Source organism: Streptomyces sp. AM25 (assembly GCF_058146165.1).
The window spans coordinates 1-14,985 of the sequence record NZ_JBKIWN010000137.1 but is presented as its reverse complement, the minus strand read 5'-3'; the positions used below and the strand labels follow the sequence as shown (position 1 = coordinate 14,985).

General features: G+C 72.1%; 15 protein-coding genes and 1 riboswitch. Of the genes, 2 read left to right on the top strand and 13 right to left on the bottom strand.

The window, feature by feature from the left end; all coding sequences use genetic code 11:
* Positions 1-1,239: 1,239 nt before the first annotated feature.
* The 8 genes from ACLHRZ_RS39695 to bioB form a co-directional block, all read right to left on the bottom strand.
* A complete protein-coding gene (locus ACLHRZ_RS39695) occupies positions 1,240-2,007 on the bottom strand; it encodes an SGNH/GDSL hydrolase family protein (protein WP_490423473.1) in 768 nt (255 codons plus the stop codon).
* A 35-nt stretch (positions 2,008-2,042) separates the two neighbouring features.
* Positions 2,043-3,056, bottom strand: a complete 1,014-nt coding sequence (locus ACLHRZ_RS39690; protein WP_490423472.1) for a hemolysin family protein — start codon at positions 3,054-3,056, stop codon at positions 2,043-2,045.
* Positions 3,053-4,378, bottom strand: coding sequence for a hemolysin family protein (locus ACLHRZ_RS39685; protein ID WP_490423471.1), 1,326 nt, complete (start codon positions 4,376-4,378; stop codon positions 3,053-3,055). The genes ACLHRZ_RS39690 and ACLHRZ_RS39685 overlap by 4 nt, the downstream gene beginning before the upstream one ends.
* Before the next feature lie 168 nt (positions 4,379-4,546).
* Positions 4,547-5,425 carry an LLM class F420-dependent oxidoreductase gene (locus ACLHRZ_RS39680; RefSeq protein ID WP_490423470.1) on the bottom strand — a complete coding sequence of 293 codons (879 nt, stop codon included), beginning with the start codon at positions 5,423-5,425 and terminating at the stop codon, positions 4,547-4,549.
* 100 nt (positions 5,426-5,525) lie between these two features.
* Positions 5,526-6,212, bottom strand: a complete 687-nt coding sequence (locus tag ACLHRZ_RS39675) for a class I SAM-dependent methyltransferase (protein ID WP_490423469.1) — start codon at positions 6,210-6,212, stop codon at positions 5,526-5,528.
* Between the two features lie 144 nt (positions 6,213-6,356).
* Positions 6,357-7,148 (bottom strand): dethiobiotin synthase, encoded by a 792-nt coding sequence (gene bioD / locus ACLHRZ_RS39670; RefSeq protein WP_490423475.1) that lies wholly within the window; start codon positions 7,146-7,148, stop codon positions 6,357-6,359.
* Between the two features lie 15 nt (positions 7,149-7,163).
* Complete coding sequence (locus tag ACLHRZ_RS39665; protein ID WP_490423468.1) at positions 7,164-8,468, bottom strand: adenosylmethionine--8-amino-7-oxononanoate transaminase; 1,305 nt, start codon at positions 8,466-8,468, stop codon at positions 7,164-7,166.
* The gene (gene bioB, locus ACLHRZ_RS39660) at positions 8,461-9,615 is read right to left on the bottom strand and encodes a biotin synthase BioB (protein ID WP_490423467.1); all 1,155 of its coding nucleotides are present in this window, start codon (positions 9,613-9,615) and stop codon (positions 8,461-8,463) included. Before bioB ends, ACLHRZ_RS39665 begins: the two co-directional genes overlap by 8 nt.
* A gap of 148 nt (positions 9,616-9,763) precedes the next feature.
* On the opposite strand from bioB, the gene ACLHRZ_RS39655 reads away from it, so the two are divergent.
* A complete protein-coding gene (locus tag ACLHRZ_RS39655; RefSeq protein ID WP_490423466.1) occupies positions 9,764-10,924 on the top strand; it encodes an 8-amino-7-oxononanoate synthase in 1,161 nt (386 codons plus the stop codon).
* Between the two features lie 16 nt (positions 10,925-10,940).
* Here the strand turns inward: ACLHRZ_RS39655 and ACLHRZ_RS39650 are convergent, their stop codons facing one another.
* Positions 10,941-11,144, bottom strand: coding sequence for a DUF397 domain-containing protein (locus tag ACLHRZ_RS39650; RefSeq protein WP_490423465.1), 204 nt, complete (start codon positions 11,142-11,144; stop codon positions 10,941-10,943).
* Between the two features lie 10 nt (positions 11,145-11,154).
* Entirely contained in the window at positions 11,155-12,036 is an 882-nt protein-coding gene (locus ACLHRZ_RS39645; protein WP_490423474.1) for a helix-turn-helix domain-containing protein, read from the bottom strand.
* Between the two features lie 279 nt (positions 12,037-12,315).
* Here ACLHRZ_RS39645 and ACLHRZ_RS39640 point away from each other — a divergent pair, with 279 nt between their 5' ends.
* Positions 12,316-12,744, top strand: a complete 429-nt coding sequence (locus ACLHRZ_RS39640; protein ID WP_490423464.1) for an ATP-binding protein — start codon at positions 12,316-12,318, stop codon at positions 12,742-12,744.
* A 55-nt stretch (positions 12,745-12,799) separates the two neighbouring features.
* On the opposite strand, the gene ACLHRZ_RS39635 is transcribed toward ACLHRZ_RS39640, so the two are convergent.
* The 3 genes from ACLHRZ_RS39635 to ACLHRZ_RS39625 all read right to left on the bottom strand — a co-directional run bounded on the left by ACLHRZ_RS39635 (position 12,800) and on the right by ACLHRZ_RS39625 (position 14,703).
* Positions 12,800-13,273 carry a C40 family peptidase gene (locus ACLHRZ_RS39635; protein ID WP_490423463.1) on the bottom strand — a complete coding sequence of 158 codons (474 nt, stop codon included), beginning with the start codon at positions 13,271-13,273 and terminating at the stop codon, positions 12,800-12,802.
* 3 nt (positions 13,274-13,276) lie between these two features.
* Positions 13,277-13,466, bottom strand: a riboswitch (cyclic di-AMP (ydaO/yuaA leader).
* Positions 13,467-13,747: 281 nt separating this feature from the next.
* The gene (locus ACLHRZ_RS39630) at positions 13,748-14,059 is read right to left on the bottom strand and encodes a hypothetical protein (RefSeq protein WP_490423462.1); all 312 of its coding nucleotides are present in this window, start codon (positions 14,057-14,059) and stop codon (positions 13,748-13,750) included.
* Between the two features lie 5 nt (positions 14,060-14,064).
* Positions 14,065-14,703, bottom strand: coding sequence for an ATP-dependent Clp protease proteolytic subunit (locus ACLHRZ_RS39625; protein ID WP_490423461.1), 639 nt, complete (start codon positions 14,701-14,703; stop codon positions 14,065-14,067).
* Positions 14,704-14,985: the final 282 nt, after the last annotated feature.

Here is a 14,985-nt window from a genome sequence, read left to right as displayed (position 1 = left end):
CGGCCGCCCGTTGATGCTCCGTCAAGCACATGGGCCCTCCATCCGAACCTGATGCTCGCCGCCGGAGCAGGCGTCGTCGAACTCGGCGTGACTCTCGCCTGGTTGACGGGATGACAGTTCACAGCAGTGGAGTTCACCCGTACCAGGTGACCTTGCAGACGTAGATACAGCGGTGGCGGGGGGCGGCGAGGAAGCTGATGAAGCCGCGGCCGCCCAGAATGTCGAACTCCTGCAGCCCGCCCTCACGGTCCACTGGCCGGCCGGCCTTCACCGCATCACTTCCCAGCGCGGCGGGCTCGGTGGCCAGCCGCCCGGCCTCGGCAGTGACACCAGGCGGCAGCCCGGCCGCGACATGCTCCTCGCCCGGGTTGTACTCCCAGCCCCAACTGGTCGCAGGCCGGCCTCGGCCTCTGCCGCGCGACGGATCCGGAGAATCTCGTCGACCGCCCTGGCCGGGTCCTGCTCGCCGGCGTCCACGATCCGCTCCAGCTCCCTGAGACGGGCAGCGCGCTCGGGGTACCGCTCGATCGCGATGAACACCGCCCAGGAATGAACGAAGGCACGCAGCGGCGCGAGGCTCTGGGTCTGCTGGGCGTTGGTCGGGTCTGCTGGGCGTTGGTCGTCGCCTCGAAAAGGTGCTGCGTGAGCGCAGGCAGCCTGCTGGGAGCAATCTTGGCGACAGCGGCCCGCAGCGCGTCCGGGCTGAGGTCCGGCACAGGGATCAAGGGCCCGTACGGCCCTCCAGACTGAGCACTCACCGTCATCCTCCGATGCCGCCGATCCGCTCCTCACACGATACCGACCCACCCGAAACAGTCGCGCTCACACCGACTGCCGACTTGCCCGCGGTCTGGGCCGAATTCCTGTGCCGTGGAGGTACTTGCCGATCCGGCTGTCAGTGGCAGAGCGCCCTCGAGCAGCCAAGGGACGTCGTTCAGGGCGCCAACCTCAGCCTTACCGCGACTACATGGACCCCCATGGACACCCCCGCAAAACGGTGACGGAAATGTGAGACACGAGCCCCAACGAGGAGTAAAAAATCCACTCTGACCTGGGCATTTAAGTTGATCACTAGAATGTGACCAGATTCTACTGGCGGTTCGCGCAGGCCACGGCACCGGTTGTGCGTTGCTACGAGGCCGTCGTTCGTCTGAGAGTCGTTCGTGGCTGGTCGCGCAGTTCCCCGCGCCCCGAAGGGGCGCGGGGAACTGCGCGACCAGCCACGAACGAGCCGCAGCGTCACACGTACGGCAAGAGTTCCGGCCGCTTCGGCGGCCGACCGTCTCCGGATGAGCGGCCCGACAGCCTGCGCCCGATCCACGGCAGCAGGTGCTGTCGCGCGAAGCGGACGTCCGACGTCCGCCGGGCGGCCCAGCCGGCCCGGGCGGCGCCCGGAAGCGGCACCCGCCAATCGAACGCAGGCGCACCCCCCAGCGCCTGCCAGACGGCCTCCGCCACCCGCCGGTGCCCCTCGGCGTTCAGGTGCAGCCGGTCCTCGGCCCACAGCCGGGGATCGCCCAGCACCTCCGCCCCGAAGAGATCCACCACCAGGGCGCCGTGCCGCTCGGCCAGCCCGTCGACGAAGTCGAAGAGCTGTTCCATCCGGGGCCGGAACCGCTCCATCACCGGCCCCTGCCGTCCCGGGCTGCGCATCAGCACCAGCTGTCGGCAGCTCGGCGCCAGCCGGGCCACGGTCTCCTCCAGCCGGGCGCACACCAGGTCCACGTCGCACGAGGGCCGCAGGACGTCGTTGAGCCCGCCGACCAGCGTCACCAGGTCGGCGCCCATCGCGGCGGCCGGTGCCGCCTGCTCGTCCGCGATCTGCCCGATCAGCTTGCCGCGCACCGCCAGGTTCGCGTACCGGAACCCGGGGGTGCGCTCGGCCAGCCGGGCCGCGAGCAGGTCGGCCCAGCCGCGGTACGAGCCGTCCGGCAGCCCGTCGGACATGCCCTCGGTGAAGGAGTCGCCGACCGCGACAAAGCTGGTGTATGTGGCATTCATCTGCATGACCCGGCGATCCTACGCCTGCGCGCGGCGGCGGATCACGGCTGCCTTCCCACCAGTTCGCGCAGCACGTCCTCCAGCGTGACCAGGCCGGTCAGCCGGCTGTCCTCGCCGATGACCGCCGCGAGGTGGGCCCCCGTGCCGCTCATCGCCGTGATCACGTCGTCGAGCGGGGTGTCGGAGCGGACCCGGGCGATCGGCCGCATCCGCTCCGGCAGGAAGGGCTCGTCGCGCGGCTCGGCGTCCAGGGCGTCCTTCACATGGAGGTAGCCGAGGATCCGGTCCTGCTCGTCGACCACCGGGAAGCGGGAGAAGCCGGTGGCCGCGGAGAGCCGCTCCAGGCCCTCGGGCGTGATGCCCTGCCGTGCCGAGACGACCTTCTCCAGTGCCATCACGACGTCCTCGACGGGGCGCTTGCCCAGCTCCAGGGCGTCCCGCAGCCGTTCGGTGGCCCGGGCGTCGAGCAGGCCCGCCTCGCTGGAGTCGGCGACGATCCGGGCGAGCTGGTCGTCCGAGAAGGTGGCCGCCACCTCGTCCTTGGGCTCGACCCGCAGCAGCTTCAGGACGCCGTTCGCGAGCTCGTTGACGGTGAAGACCACCGGGCGCAGGGCGCGCGCGAGCGTCACCAGCGGGGGGCCGAGCATCAGCGCGGTGCGGACGGGTTCGGCGAGGGCGATGTTCTTGGGCACCATCTCGCCGAACAGCATGTGCAGATACGTGGCGACGGCCAGCGCGATGACGAACGACACCGGGTGGATCAGCGCCTGCGGCATGCCCACCGCATCGAAGAGGGGGTGCAGCACGGTGGCGATGGCCGGTTCGGCGACCACGCCGAGCACCAGCGTGCACAGGGTGATGCCGAGCTGTGCCGCGGCCAGCAGGGCGGAGATGTGCCGCAGCCCCCACAGCACGCTGCGGGCCCGCCGGTCGCCGTCCTCGGCGAGCGGTTCGATCTGGCCGCGGCGCACCGAGATCATCGCGAACTCGGCGCCGACGAAGAAGGCGTTGACGGCCAGGGTCGCCAGCCCGATGAGCAACTGCACGAAGGTCATCGGTCCGCCTCCCCGGGCAGGGGCGCGGTCAGCCGCACCCGGGCGGCACGCCGCCCGGAGGCGTCGGTGACGTCGATGCGCCAGCCCGCGACGCGGACGATGTCGCCCTCGGCCGGGATGCGGCCGAGTTCGGTGGCGACCAGGCCCGCGACGGTCTCGTACGGACCCTCCGGCACGCGCAGTCCGATCTCCTCCAGCTGGTCGTCGGTGCGGACGGCGCCGTCCGCGTCGTAGACCCGGCGGCCCTCGGCGTCCCGGCCGCCCGGGGCCAGGTCGGGGCGCTCGTGGGGGTCGTGCTCGTCGCGGACCTCGCCGACGACCTCCTCGATGATGTCCTCCAGGGTGACCACGCCGGCCGTGCCGCCGTACTCGTCGATGACCACGGCCATGCTGCGCCTGGCGGAGAGCCGGTCCAGCAGTCGGTCCACCGTGAGCGACTCCGGCACCAGCAGCGGCTCGCGGAGCAGTTCCGCCACGGGGTGGTGCGGGCGCCGGTCGGCGGGCACGGCGAGGACGTCCTTGATGTGGGCGGTGCCGACGACGGTGTCCAGGCCGCCCCGGTACACGGGGAAGCGGGAGAGGCCGGTCGCGCGGGTGGCGTTGGCGACGTCCTCGGCGGTGGCCCGTACGTCGAGGGCGACGACCTGCACGCGCGGGGTCATCACGTTCTCCGCGGTCAGGTCGGCCAGGTTCAGGGTGCGGACGAAGAGCTCCGCGGTGTCCTTCTCCAGGGCACCTTCCCGGGCCGAGTGGCGGGCGAGCGCGACGAGCTCCTCGGGGCTGCGCGCGGAGGCCAGTTCCTCGGCGGGCTCCAGGCCCATCCGGCGCAGGAAGCGGTTGGCGGTGTTGTTCAGGTGCCGGATCAGCGGGCCGAAGGCGGTGCTGAACGCGCGCTGCGGGCCCGCGACCTTCTTGGCCACCGGCAGCGGGCGGGAGATCGCCCAGTTCTTGGGGACGAGCTCGCCGGCGACCATCAGCACGACGGTCGACAGCGCGGTGCCCAGGATCAGCGCCGTGGAGGAGGCCACCGCGGCGGGCAGGCCGAGCGCCTCGACCGGGCCGGTGAGCAGCGCGGCGATGGACGGCTTGGCGAGCATGCCGATGACCAGGCCGGTGACGGTGATGCCGAGCTGGGCCCCGGAGAGCTGGAAGGTCAGGCTGCGCACGGCCTTGAGCGCACCCTGCGCTCCGCGCTCGCCGTTCTCGGCGGCCCGCTCCAGTTCGGCGCGCTCGACGGTGGTGAGGGAGAACTCGGCCGCGACGAACACCGCGCAGGCGAGCGTCAGCAGCAGGGCGAGCACCAGAAGGAGCACTTCGGTCATCGGTTCACCTCCGTCCCATGATCGGGCAGGGGCGGGGGGACCGCGCGATGTCGATGGCAGGGACCGGTACTGGGGGGCTCGCCCATGGGCGGACGCTCACAACCTTTCGCCGGAACGAAGAAGAACGGGTGTCGCCATGGTAAAGGATCGACAAAGCCCCCCGGTCGGTCAGCTCCCCTGCAGCTCCTCGATCACCGGCGCGAACGCCTCCAGGTACGGCTCCAGGATCGTGAAGTAGGAGAAGCCGTAGCGCTTGCGGTGGGCCCGGAGGCTGTCGGCGATCTCCGTGACCGAGCCGGTCAGCAGGGAGGGGTGGTCCAGGAAGTCCTCGACGCCGAGCTCGTCGCGGTAGCCCATCAGCTCGCGGGCCTTGACGCGCGGGTCGCCGCCGACCGCCACGATCTGGACCAGGAAGTTGAGCTCGGCGGGCTCGGCCCGGCCGCCCTCGAAGGCCCGGAAGGCGGCGACGCTCTCCTCCAGGGCGGCGGGGGTCAGCGGCCGCGGCTGTCCGTCGGGGCCGGCGCCCCCGCCGGTGAACGCCATGATGTCGGCGTGCTGTGCGGCGATCCGCAGCACCCGCTTGCCGTTGCCCCCGGCCAGCAGCGGAACGCGCGGCTGGACGGCCGCCGGCCGGTGCTCCGGGTCCCCGAGCAGCCGGGGTATCTCCGTGAGGGTGCGCTCCAGGTGGTCGACCCGCTCGCGGGGCGAGCCGAAGGGCAGCCCGGCGCTGTCGTGTTCGGCCTGCACGTAGCCCGCGCCGAGCCCCAACTCCAGCCTGCCGTCGGTGAGCAGGTCGGTCGTGGCCGCCTCGCGGGCCAGGAGCGAGGGGTTCCAGAAGCCCGCATTGAGGACGAACGTGCCCACCCGCGGCCGCTGCGTGGCCTCGGCCGCGGCGACGAGCGCGGGGAACGGGGCCGGCATGCCGAGGTGGTCGGGCACGAGGAGCACGTCGTACCCGAGCGCCTCGGCCTTGCGGCACTTCTCGCGCCACGCGGCGCGGGTGCCGATGTCGAGCATGTTGACGCCGAAACGGAACGGACGCGTCATGAACTCCCCCTGGGTGCTTGGCCCTCCGGCGTACCGGAGGGCGCCTCCGATCTTGGGGGAGGATACCTCAGTGGATCTTCGTGGTGCTCATGACCCGGATTCAGCGCCGCGGTTCGGGCTCCGCGGGCCGCACGGCGGTGCCGAGGAAGCACGGCGAGGACGGTGTGGGCACCCGGGTCTGCGGGACTTTCAGGCGGCGGTATCCCGTCAGTTCGAAACCCGCCTCGGAGATCGCCGCCAGCGGGTCCCGGGAGGTGTGGCAGCCGCCGAAGAGCAGCGGCCAGACGGTGCGGTCGAGCCCCCGCTGCACGGAGGCCAGCGCCGGGCCCTCGGCCAGGCCGTGCTCGAAGAACCGCAGTTGGCCGCCCGGCCGCAGCACCCGGCGCAGTTCCGCCAGCGACCGCCGCACGTCCCGCACCGAGCACAGCACCAGGGAGACCACCGCCGCGTCGAACGCCTCGCTCTTGACGGGCAGCGCCTCCGCCGCACCCGGCACCACATCCACCGGCACGCCGGCCCGGACCGCGGCCTCGGCCGCCATCAGCCGCAGTCGGCGCTCCGGTTCGATGGCCACCACCTCCGAGACGGATCCGGGGTAGTGGGCGAAGTTGAGCCCGTTCCCGGCGCCGATCTCGATCACCCGGCCCGAGAGCCCCGTCAGCAGTTCGTCCCGGTGTGCACCGATCCCGGCCCGCTCGTCCACGATCGGGCTGAACTTTCCGTAGAACCGTGCGAATACGGGGTGGTGCACGGCGTCGTGCGGCGTTCTCGTGTTGCGGAGCGGCATGGCACAACCCCTTCCCGGGGAACGACGGCTATCGCGATTGTTCCCCCGGGCGGCACCGTCGGCACCGTCGGCGCGCCGCAATGTCCCGTGCTGCCGGGGCAGTTGTGCAGGAAGGGAAGTGTGGGGCGGACGGTGCCGGAACCCTCAGTTCCGCAGTGCGGCCGCGAACCGGGCCGCGTCCCAGGTGCCGTCGAGCTCCGGGGCCAGCCAGCCCGGTGCCGCCGCCCGGAACTCCTCCGGGGCCATCCCGCCCGCTCCCTCGGGGACGGCGCCGGCCAGCGGGGCGTCCGCCACCGCGGGGAAGTCCGCGACGTTGCAGCGCACGGCCAGGCCGGGCTCGGCGGGCCAGCTGCCGATGACGACGCCCGCGCAGCGCAGGCCCCTCGCCCGCAGCGCCTCCGCGGTGAGCTGGGTGACGTTGAGCGTGCCCAGGCCCGCCCGGGCCACCACCAGTACCGGTGCGTCCAGCAGCTTCGCCGCGTCCGCGAGGGTGCTGCCCACGTCGTCGAGGTGCACGAGCAGTCCGCCCGCGCCCTCGACCAGGACCAGGTCGTGGGTCCGCGCAAGCTCCTCCGCAGTTTGCGCGATCTCCGCCGGCCGCACCGGCTCCCGGCCCGCCCGGCGGGCCGCCGTGTTGGGCGCCAACGGCTCGGGGAATCGGGCCAGTTCGGCGCCCGTCACCGGTCCCGCCAGGCGCTCGACCTCCGCGACGTCCCCGGGCTCGCCGGGGGCCACGCCGGTCTGCGCGGGCTTGAGTACGGCCACGGTGCGGCCCTTTGCCCGGGCTGCGGCGGCAATCGCTGCCGTCGTCACTGTTTTGCCGATCTCTGTGCCCGTTCCCGAGACGATCAGTACCGACATCGGATGTCTCCTTTCCTCGACCCGCGCCCCGAAGGGGCGCGGGGAACTGCGCGACCGGCCACCGCCGGCCCGCAGCCGAAGTACTGCGGTTCAGCCCTCCCGCGCGACAGCGCGTACCGCGGCGCAGATGCGTGCCACGTCCTCGTCCCCGCTGACGTACGGCGGCATGGTGTAGACGAGATCGCGGAACGGCCGCAGCCACACGCCCTCGCGCACCGCGGCGCGGGTGGCCGCCGCCATGTCCACCTCGTGGTCGAGCTGGACCACGCCGACGGCCCCGAGCACCCGGACGTCCCGGACCCCGGGCAGTCCGGCCGCCTCCGCGAGGCCGTCCCGCAGGCCGGTCTCGATGCGCTTGACCTCCGTCCGCCAGTCCTGCTGCAGCAGCAGGTCCAGGGAGGCGTTGGCCACCGCCGCCGCGAGCGGATTGGCCATGAACGTCGGGCCGTGCGCCAGCACCGGCACCTCGCCCTGCGAGATGCCGTCGGCCACCCGCGGGGTGCACAGCGTCGCCGCCATCGACAGATAGCCGCCGGTCAACGCCTTGCCGAGGCACATCACATCGGGGGTGACCCCCGCGTGCTCCGCCGCGAACAGGGCGCCGGTGCGCCCGAATCCGGTGGCGATCTCGTCGAACACCAGCAGGACGCCGTGCTCGTCGCACAGTTCGCGCAGCACCCGCAGATAGGCGGGGGAGTGGAAGCGCATCCCGCCGGCGCCCTGCACCACGGGCTCCACGATCACCGCGGCCAGCTCATGGGCGTGACGCTCCATCAGCTCGCGCAGGTGTGCCGCGTACGCCGGGTCGGCCCCGGCGTCGAAGCCGGCCGGCGGCGCGTCCGCGAACACCTGCCGCGGCAGCGCCCCCGACCACAGCTCGTGCATCCCGCCGTCCGGGTCGCACACGGCCATCGGCTGCCAGGTGTCCCCGTGGTACCCGCCGCGCCAGGTCATCAGGCGGCGCTTGGCGGGCCGCCCGACGGAACGCCAGTACTGCAGGCACATCTTGACGGCGACCTCGACCGCCACCGAGCCGGAGTCGGAGAGGAAGACGTGCTCGAGCCCTTCCGGCGCGATCTCCACCAGCCGGGCGGCCAGCCGCACGGCGGGCTCGTGGGTGAGCCCGCCGAACATCACATGACTCATCCGCCCCAACTGTGCCTGGACGGCCTCGTTGAGCGCCGGGTGGTTGTAGCCGTGCACGGCGGCCCACCACGACGACATCCCGTCCACCAGCTCGTCCGCACCGTGCACCGGCTGCGCCAGCCGCAGCCGCACGCCGGACGCCGACTCCACGATCAGCGGCTCCTGGCGGCCCGGCATCGGGCCGTAGGGGTGCCAGACGTGCTGCCGGTCGAGGGCGAGCAGCTGCTCGGGAGCGAGGGGCTCAGGCATTGGGCGGCAGGTCCGTTCCCGCGCCCCGGCGGCGCACGGCGACCAGGTCGGTGCGGGCCTCGTCGGGCTCGGCCTGCGCCGCCGGATCCGTGCCGCCGTCGCCGCACGGGCCGCAGCTCCCGCCGCCGCAGCCCGCGGCGTCGGAGCGGTGGGCGGGCAGCGTGGTGGTGTCCATGTCCTCCACCTCGAAGCCCGCGTCCGCGATCATCGCCAGGTCGGCCCTGCCCTCCTGGCCCTCGCTGGTCAGGTAGTCGCCGAGGAAGATCGAGTTGGCCAGGTGCAGGGCCAGCGGCTGCAGCGAGCGCAGGTGGATCTCCCGGCCGCCCGCCAGGCGCACCTCGGCGTCCGGGTGGACGAACCGCACCATCGCCAGGATGCGCAGCGCGCGCTGCGGGGTGAGGTTCCACTCCTTGGCCAGCGGCGTCCCCTCGAAGGGGATGAGGAAGTTGACCGGCACGGAGTCGACGTTCAGCTCGCGCAGCGAGAAGACCACGTCGACGAGGTCCTCGTCGGTCTCGCCCATGCCGGAGATCAGCCCGGAGCAGGCGGACATGCCCGCCTCCTGCGTCTTGCGCACGGTGTCCACGCGGTCGGCGTAGGTGTGCGTGGTGGTGATCTCGGCGTACGTGGCCTCGGAGGTGTTGAGGTTGTTGCTGTAGGCGTACACGCCCGCGTCGCGCAGCCGCTCCGCCTGGCCCTCGGAGAGCAGGCCGAGGCAGGCGCACACCTCGACGCCCTCGTTCTGCTCCTTGATCGCCTCGATGGTCTTCGAGACCCGGTCGATGTCCCGGTCCGTCGGCCCGCGGCCGCTGGCGACCAGGCACACCCGCTTGGCGCCGCCGGCCACCCCCGCGGCCGCCGCCTTCGAGGCGTCCTCGGGCTTCAGCCAGGTGTACTTGAGGATCCCGGTCTCGGAGCCGAGCCGCTGGGAGCAGTACGAGCAGTCCTCGGGGCAGAGCCCGGACTTGAGGTTGACGAGGTAGTTGAGCTTCACCCGCCGCCCGAACCACTTGCGGCGCACCCTGCCCGCCGCCGCCACCACATCGAGCAGTTCGTCGTCGGAGGTCGCCAGCACGGCGAGGGCCTCTTCGCGGGTCGGCAGCTCGCGCCGCAACCCCTTCTCCACCAGCGTGTTCAGCAGGTCCATGGCGAAGATCCTTGCTCACGCCACCCGTTCCGGCCAAGGAGAGATCGCACAAGACGGGCGGATTCACGTGTGTGTATCACCACATCCCGCGACAGGCCCCCCGGCGGCTACCTTGCGGTGCAAACCCACTTCGGCACCGAGGACGCACATGCAGCGAGCAGACCGGGACCCGTTCCACTGGATCGACGCCCAGCACGAGCGGCTGCGGGCCGCGGGGCTGGTGCGGACCCTGCGGCCCCGGCAGCCGGGTGCGTCCCTCACCGACCTCGCGGGCAACGACTACCTGGGCCTGTCCCGGCACCCCGAGGTCACCGGGGCGGCGGCGGAGGCGGCCCGGGTGTGGGGCGCGGGGGCCACCGGCTCCCGGCTGGTGACCGGCAGCACCGGGCTGCACGCGCGGCTGGAGGAGGAACTGGCGGAGTTCTGCGGCTTCGAGGCGGCGCTGGTCTTCTCCTCGGGCTACGCCGCGAACCTGGCCGCCGTCACCGCGCTGTCCGGGCCGGTCGGCAGCGGCACGCTGCTGGTCTCGGACGAGGGCAACCACGCCTCGCTCATCGACGGCTGCCGGCTGGCGCGCGCGGAGAAGGCGGTCGTCCCGCACGCGGACCCCGAGGCGGTCCGCAAGACCCTCGCCGCGCACGACGGCCGGGCCCTCGCCGTCACGGACTCCGTCTTCTCGGTGGACGGGGACGCGGCCCCGCTGCCCGCCCTCGCCGGGGCGTGCCGGGAGGCCGGCGCCGCCCTGCTCGTCGACGACGCGCACGGGTTCGGCGTCCTGGGCGAGGGCGGCCGGGGCGCGGTGCACGCGGCGGGGCTCGCGGGCGCGCCGGACGTCGTCACCACGGTCACCCTGTCGAAGTCGCTGGGCAGCCAGGGCGGTGCCGTGCTCGGCCCGGCCCGGGTCATCGCCCACCTCGTCAGCACCGCGCGCACCTTCATCTTCGACACCGGCCTCGCCCCCGCGGCGGCCGGCGCCGCGCTGGCCGCCCTCGGGGTGCTGCGCCGGGAGCCGGAACGCGCGCACCGGGTACGGGCCGTGGCCCGGGAGCTCCACAGCAGGGTGACGGAGGCCGGGCTCAGGGCGGTGCGGCCGGACGCGGCGGTGGTCTCGGTGCAGACCCCGTCGCCGGAGGCGGCCGTGCAATGGGCGGCGGACTGCCGGGAGGCCGGGCTCGTGGTCGGGTGCTTCCGGCCGCCGTCCGTGCCCGACGGCGTCTCGCGGCTGCGGCTGACCGCCCGGGCGGACCTGTCGGAGGCGGAGGTCGCCCGGGCGGCCGGAACGGTCGTGGGGACCGCTCCAGTGGTCTGAACCCCCTTGGCAGTGGTCAGAGTTCGAGGAGGCCCCCGCCGTTCGTGCCCCGGACGAAGGAGGTCCAGGCGGCGGGGGTGAACAGCAGGGCCGGGGCCGTCGTCCGCTGCGCATCGCGCACGGCGAGGAGACCCGGGCCGACCGTGGCCGTTTCGACGCAGTTGTTCATTCCGGTGCTGTAGCTGCTGCGGTGCCAGTCCGAAGGGTCCGAGGGGCACATGATGAACTCCTTACCCACCACCGACGCCGATCCCGGCGATCCCGGCGATGAAATCCAACGAGTTCTCGTGCGAGAGGGCGTGCGCCCGGAGTGTGGTGAAGGCGGAGCCGTACGCCCGGAGGTCTTCTTTCCGCTCCAGATAGAGGCTACTCGTCAAGTGGTCCAGAACAACCACGTCCAGATCGGCAATGCGCGGGAATGAGAAGATAACGAAAGGCCCGGTGATGCCGATATGGTTGGCCCGGGAGAACGGCAGCACATGCAGCCGCACATGCGGAAGCGAACCCGTGCGCAGCAACTGCCGCAACTGCTCCGCCATGACCTCCGGTCCGCCCACCTCGTGCCGCAGCACCGCCTCGTCGAGCACCGCGCACAACTCCAGCGGCTTCTCCCCGCGCAGCACCGACTGCCGCGCCAGCCGCACCTGTACCAGCTCCGCCACCCGCTGCTCCGGGGGATCGCCGAGCGCCGCCCGGGTCACGGCCCGTGCGTAGGCAGCGGTCTGCAACAGCCCCGGCACCACCGTCGTCTCCAGGGTGCGCGCCCCCGACGCCTCCGACTCCAGGCTGATGAAGTCGAGATAGGCGGCCGGCAGCCGGTCGCGGTAGGCGTACCACCAGCCGCGCCGGGCCCCTGCCGCATCCGCCGACCCCGCACCGCACAGCGCCCCCAGCAGCGCCCGCAGCTCGGGGTCCGAGACGCGGTACGCATCCAGCAGCCGGGCCACGTCCGACGGCTTCACGCCACTGCTGCCCGTCTCGATCCGGCTCACCTTCGACTGGTGCCAGCCGACCGCTCCCGCGGCCTCCCGGCTGGTCATCCCCGTCAGTTCGCGCTGGCGTCGCAGCTCGGCACCGAGCTTGCGGCGGCGCACCGCGGGTCCGTATCGCAATTCAGCCATCCCTCCCCGCGCCCGGCCGTGGTGAGACCTTCACGCCACGGTCACTGCGCTCTTCCTTCACATGCCGGAGTCACGGGACCAGTGTGGTTCCAAATCCGGTCTCTCGTAGCAGAGTTCACCGCTTCGAGCGACAGATATATGCATATCCCGGTGGATCGCTCCCATCCCGACGGTTATCAGTGGCAGGCTGTCACGGAGAGCCGCCGGTTCCGTTCCCGACTTCCTGCACAATGCGGTCGGAGCCCGTCCCGGCGGGAAAGGGACAGCGCCATGGCAGACCACCAGGAAGCAACCGTCACTCTGCCGAGCGCCCCCGCCTCGGTCTCCACGGCCCGCCACTATGTCGCGGACGTGCTCGCGGAATGGGGGCTCCCGGACGGCTCCGACGCCGCCTACGCGGTGCGGCTGATCGTCTCCGAACTCGTCACCAACGCCGTGCAGCACACCCGGGGCCAGTCGCCCACCTTCACCGTGGACGTCCGGCTGGAGCGGGAGGAGGAGCTGAGCATCGGCGTCACGGACAGCCACCCGCGCCACCCGCGGCGGCTGCCCGCCGCCGTTCAGCAGGACAACGGCCGGGGCATGGCCATCGTCCGCGCCCTCACCGCCGAGCGCGGCGGCCGGTTCGCCGTCACCCCCACCTCCGACGGGGGAAAGACCGTGTGGATCCGCCTGCCGTGGACCGCGTCCGCCGCCTGAGCCGGGTGATCCGGAGTCCGGGGGCGCGCCCGCGGTGCGCGCCCCCGGAGTGCGGTCAGTCGTCGACCCGGCCGTACCAGACGTTCTTGGTCCAGATGTGTTCGAGGCGGACCACCGAGCCGGTGTGCGGGGCATGCAGGATCCTGCCGCCCCCGACGTAGATGCCCACGTGGTAGACGTAGCCGCCGTGGTGGAAGAAGACCAGGTCACCGGGTTCACGGACCGAAGCGGGAATGTGCTCCGTGCGGTTGTACTGGTCCTCGGCGGTGCGCGGCAGCTGTTTGCCGGCGTGTTTGAAGGAGTAGAGGGTCAGCCCCGAGCAGTCGAAGCGGTACGGTCCCGTCGCGCCCCACTGGTAGGGGGCGCCGGCTTTGGACTCCGCGATCTGCAGGGCCCGGTCGGAGGTGGTCGAGGCGTTGGCCTTGTCGACACCGCCGGGCAGGAACATCGTGGCCCCGACTGCAGCGAGGGTCAGGGCCGATGCGGTTTTGCCCCTCGACAGCCTTGAAGGACGTTTGTGCGCGCCCATGCCATACCCTTCGTCAGCCGCCTGTGAAGGATGACCTGTCGGGTTCGGGCAGGCGAAGAATGCCCGGCCGCCTGAGCGGCTTCACCCCAAGGGACGGTCCCGCCGTCCCGTCGTGCCCGGGTCCTCCATCCCTGCCGGTGCACTCGTGTCGACCGGTCGCCCGGGCGGCGGCAGGGTTCGGCGTCCGCCCGGACCGCCCCGCCGTGGTGGCGGGGTCTTGTCGTCGGAGGGATCTTGGCGCAGTGGTGACGGCCACGCCGAGCGGAAACCGTGCTATGTGAGCCTCGTCACCTCTGGGCAATTCCGGTGGACGCGGGGCGGTTTGACCATGGCGGAAATTCCGTGCTGAGTCCGTCACCTGCAGTGCGGTGGCGCCCGCGAGCGCGACGTGCGCGCGGTGATCGGAATGATCACCGCCGCCCGTCTACGGTTCCCTACGCCGTCGGCGGGAAATGGGGTCCTGAAGGTTTTCGCTCATCCGCTCGCCCCCGCGGGCGGCAACATCACTTTCTGTGCCCGACGTTCACCGTCCAGGACCCGCAACGCCTGTGCCAGCGTGCCCGAATGCACCTCACGTTCGCCCCGCTCGTACATCAGGGCGAGGGCGTCCCGCAGTCCGGTGGCCGCGACCACGAGCGTCTGCGCGGCTCGTAGCCCGCCGTACGTGTGGCGCGTGCGCGATGGATTGATCCGGCCGAGGAGATCCAGTACTTCCAGATAACGGTCCACGACGTCGCCCTCGGCCCGGGTGAGCGCGGGCAGCGGCGGCAGCTCCGGCGGCCACATCCGCCTCACCTGTCCCAGGCCCGCGCGGACTGCCGGTCGCGGTTCTCGACGACGTGGTCGACCAGGCCGTAGCCGACGGCGCCCGCGGCGTCGAAGACGGTCGTGCGGTCGGTGTCCCGCCGGATCCGCTCCTCGCTCTGCCCGGTGTGCAGCGCCAGCATCGCCACCATGATGTCACGGTGGCGCTGCAACTCCTCGGCATGCAGGGTCAGATCGGAGGGCTGTCCCTCGACGGGCTCGGGGAGGCCGGGCTCGTGGACGACGAACCGCGCGTGCGGCAGCGCCAGCCGCAGCCCCGGGGTGCCGGCCGCGCACAGCACGGCCGCGGCGGCCCCGGCCTGGCCGAGGCAGACGGTCTCGATGTCGCAGCCGATGAAGCGCATGGTGTCGTAGACGGCGCACATGGCGGGGAAGGAGCCGCCGGGCGAGTTGACGTACAGGGAGATGCTGCGCTCGGGCGCCGCGTGTTCGAGGTGCGTGAGCTGTGCGATGACGTCGTTGGCCGCCGTGTCGTCGATCGGCGTGCCGAGCATGATGATCCGCTCGGAGAGCAGCTTGGAATAGGGGTCGAGCGTCCGCGTGCCGTCGCTCGTCCGCTCCGTGAACTCCGGCAGGACATAGCGGGCTGTGGCGGGTCGGTGCATGGCAGGTGCCTCCCGTGGGCCGGGCCCGGGCGGGCCCGTGCATCTGTAAAAAATGTACAGGACGTACACCTCGTTAGAATGGGGGCGGATTCTAGTGATCAAGTCGAATGCCCAGGTCAGATGGGCTTTTTTACTCTTTGTTGGGGCTCGTATCTCACATTGCTGTCACCGTTTGACAGGGGCGTCCATGGCCACCCTGGTCTGCGAGCTTGTCGCGACTCGTCGCGGTAAGGCCGGGGTTGGCACCCCGGACGAGATCCCTTGGCTGTTCCCGGACGGTCA

Bases quoted from the DNA above. Each gene is read 5' to 3' on its own strand.
- ACLHRZ_RS39695 (WP_490423473.1), bottom strand. From the start codon at position 2,007: ATGCAGATGAATGCCACATACACCAGCTTTGTCGCGGTCGGCGACTCC.
- ACLHRZ_RS39690 (WP_490423472.1), bottom strand. From the start codon at position 3,056: ATGACCTTCGTGCAGTTGCTCATCGGGCTGGCGACCCTGGCCGTCAAC.
- ACLHRZ_RS39685 (WP_490423471.1), bottom strand. From the start codon at position 4,378: ATGACCGAAGTGCTCCTTCTGGTGCTCGCCCTGCTGCTGACGCTCGCC.
- ACLHRZ_RS39680 (WP_490423470.1), bottom strand. From the start codon at position 5,425: ATGACGCGTCCGTTCCGTTTCGGCGTCAACATGCTCGACATCGGCACC.
- ACLHRZ_RS39675 (WP_490423469.1), bottom strand. From the start codon at position 6,212: ATGCCGCTCCGCAACACGAGAACGCCGCACGACGCCGTGCACCACCCC.
- ACLHRZ_RS39665 (WP_490423468.1), bottom strand. From the start codon at position 8,468: ATGCCTGAGCCCCTCGCTCCCGAGCAGCTGCTCGCCCTCGACCGGCAG.
- bioB (WP_490423467.1), bottom strand. From the start codon at position 9,615: ATGGACCTGCTGAACACGCTGGTGGAGAAGGGGTTGCGGCGCGAGCTG.
- ACLHRZ_RS39655 (WP_490423466.1), top strand. From the start codon at position 9,764: ATGCAGCGAGCAGACCGGGACCCGTTCCACTGGATCGACGCCCAGCAC.
- ACLHRZ_RS39650 (WP_490423465.1), bottom strand. From the start codon at position 11,144: ATGTGCCCCTCGGACCCTTCGGACTGGCACCGCAGCAGCTACAGCACC.
- ACLHRZ_RS39640 (WP_490423464.1), top strand. From the start codon at position 12,316: ATGGCAGACCACCAGGAAGCAACCGTCACTCTGCCGAGCGCCCCCGCC.
- ACLHRZ_RS39635 (WP_490423463.1), bottom strand. From the start codon at position 13,273: ATGGGCGCGCACAAACGTCCTTCAAGGCTGTCGAGGGGCAAAACCGCA.
- ACLHRZ_RS39630 (WP_490423462.1), bottom strand. From the start codon at position 14,059: ATGTGGCCGCCGGAGCTGCCGCCGCTGCCCGCGCTCACCCGGGCCGAG.
- ACLHRZ_RS39625 (WP_490423461.1), bottom strand. From the start codon at position 14,703: ATGCACCGACCCGCCACAGCCCGCTATGTCCTGCCGGAGTTCACGGAG.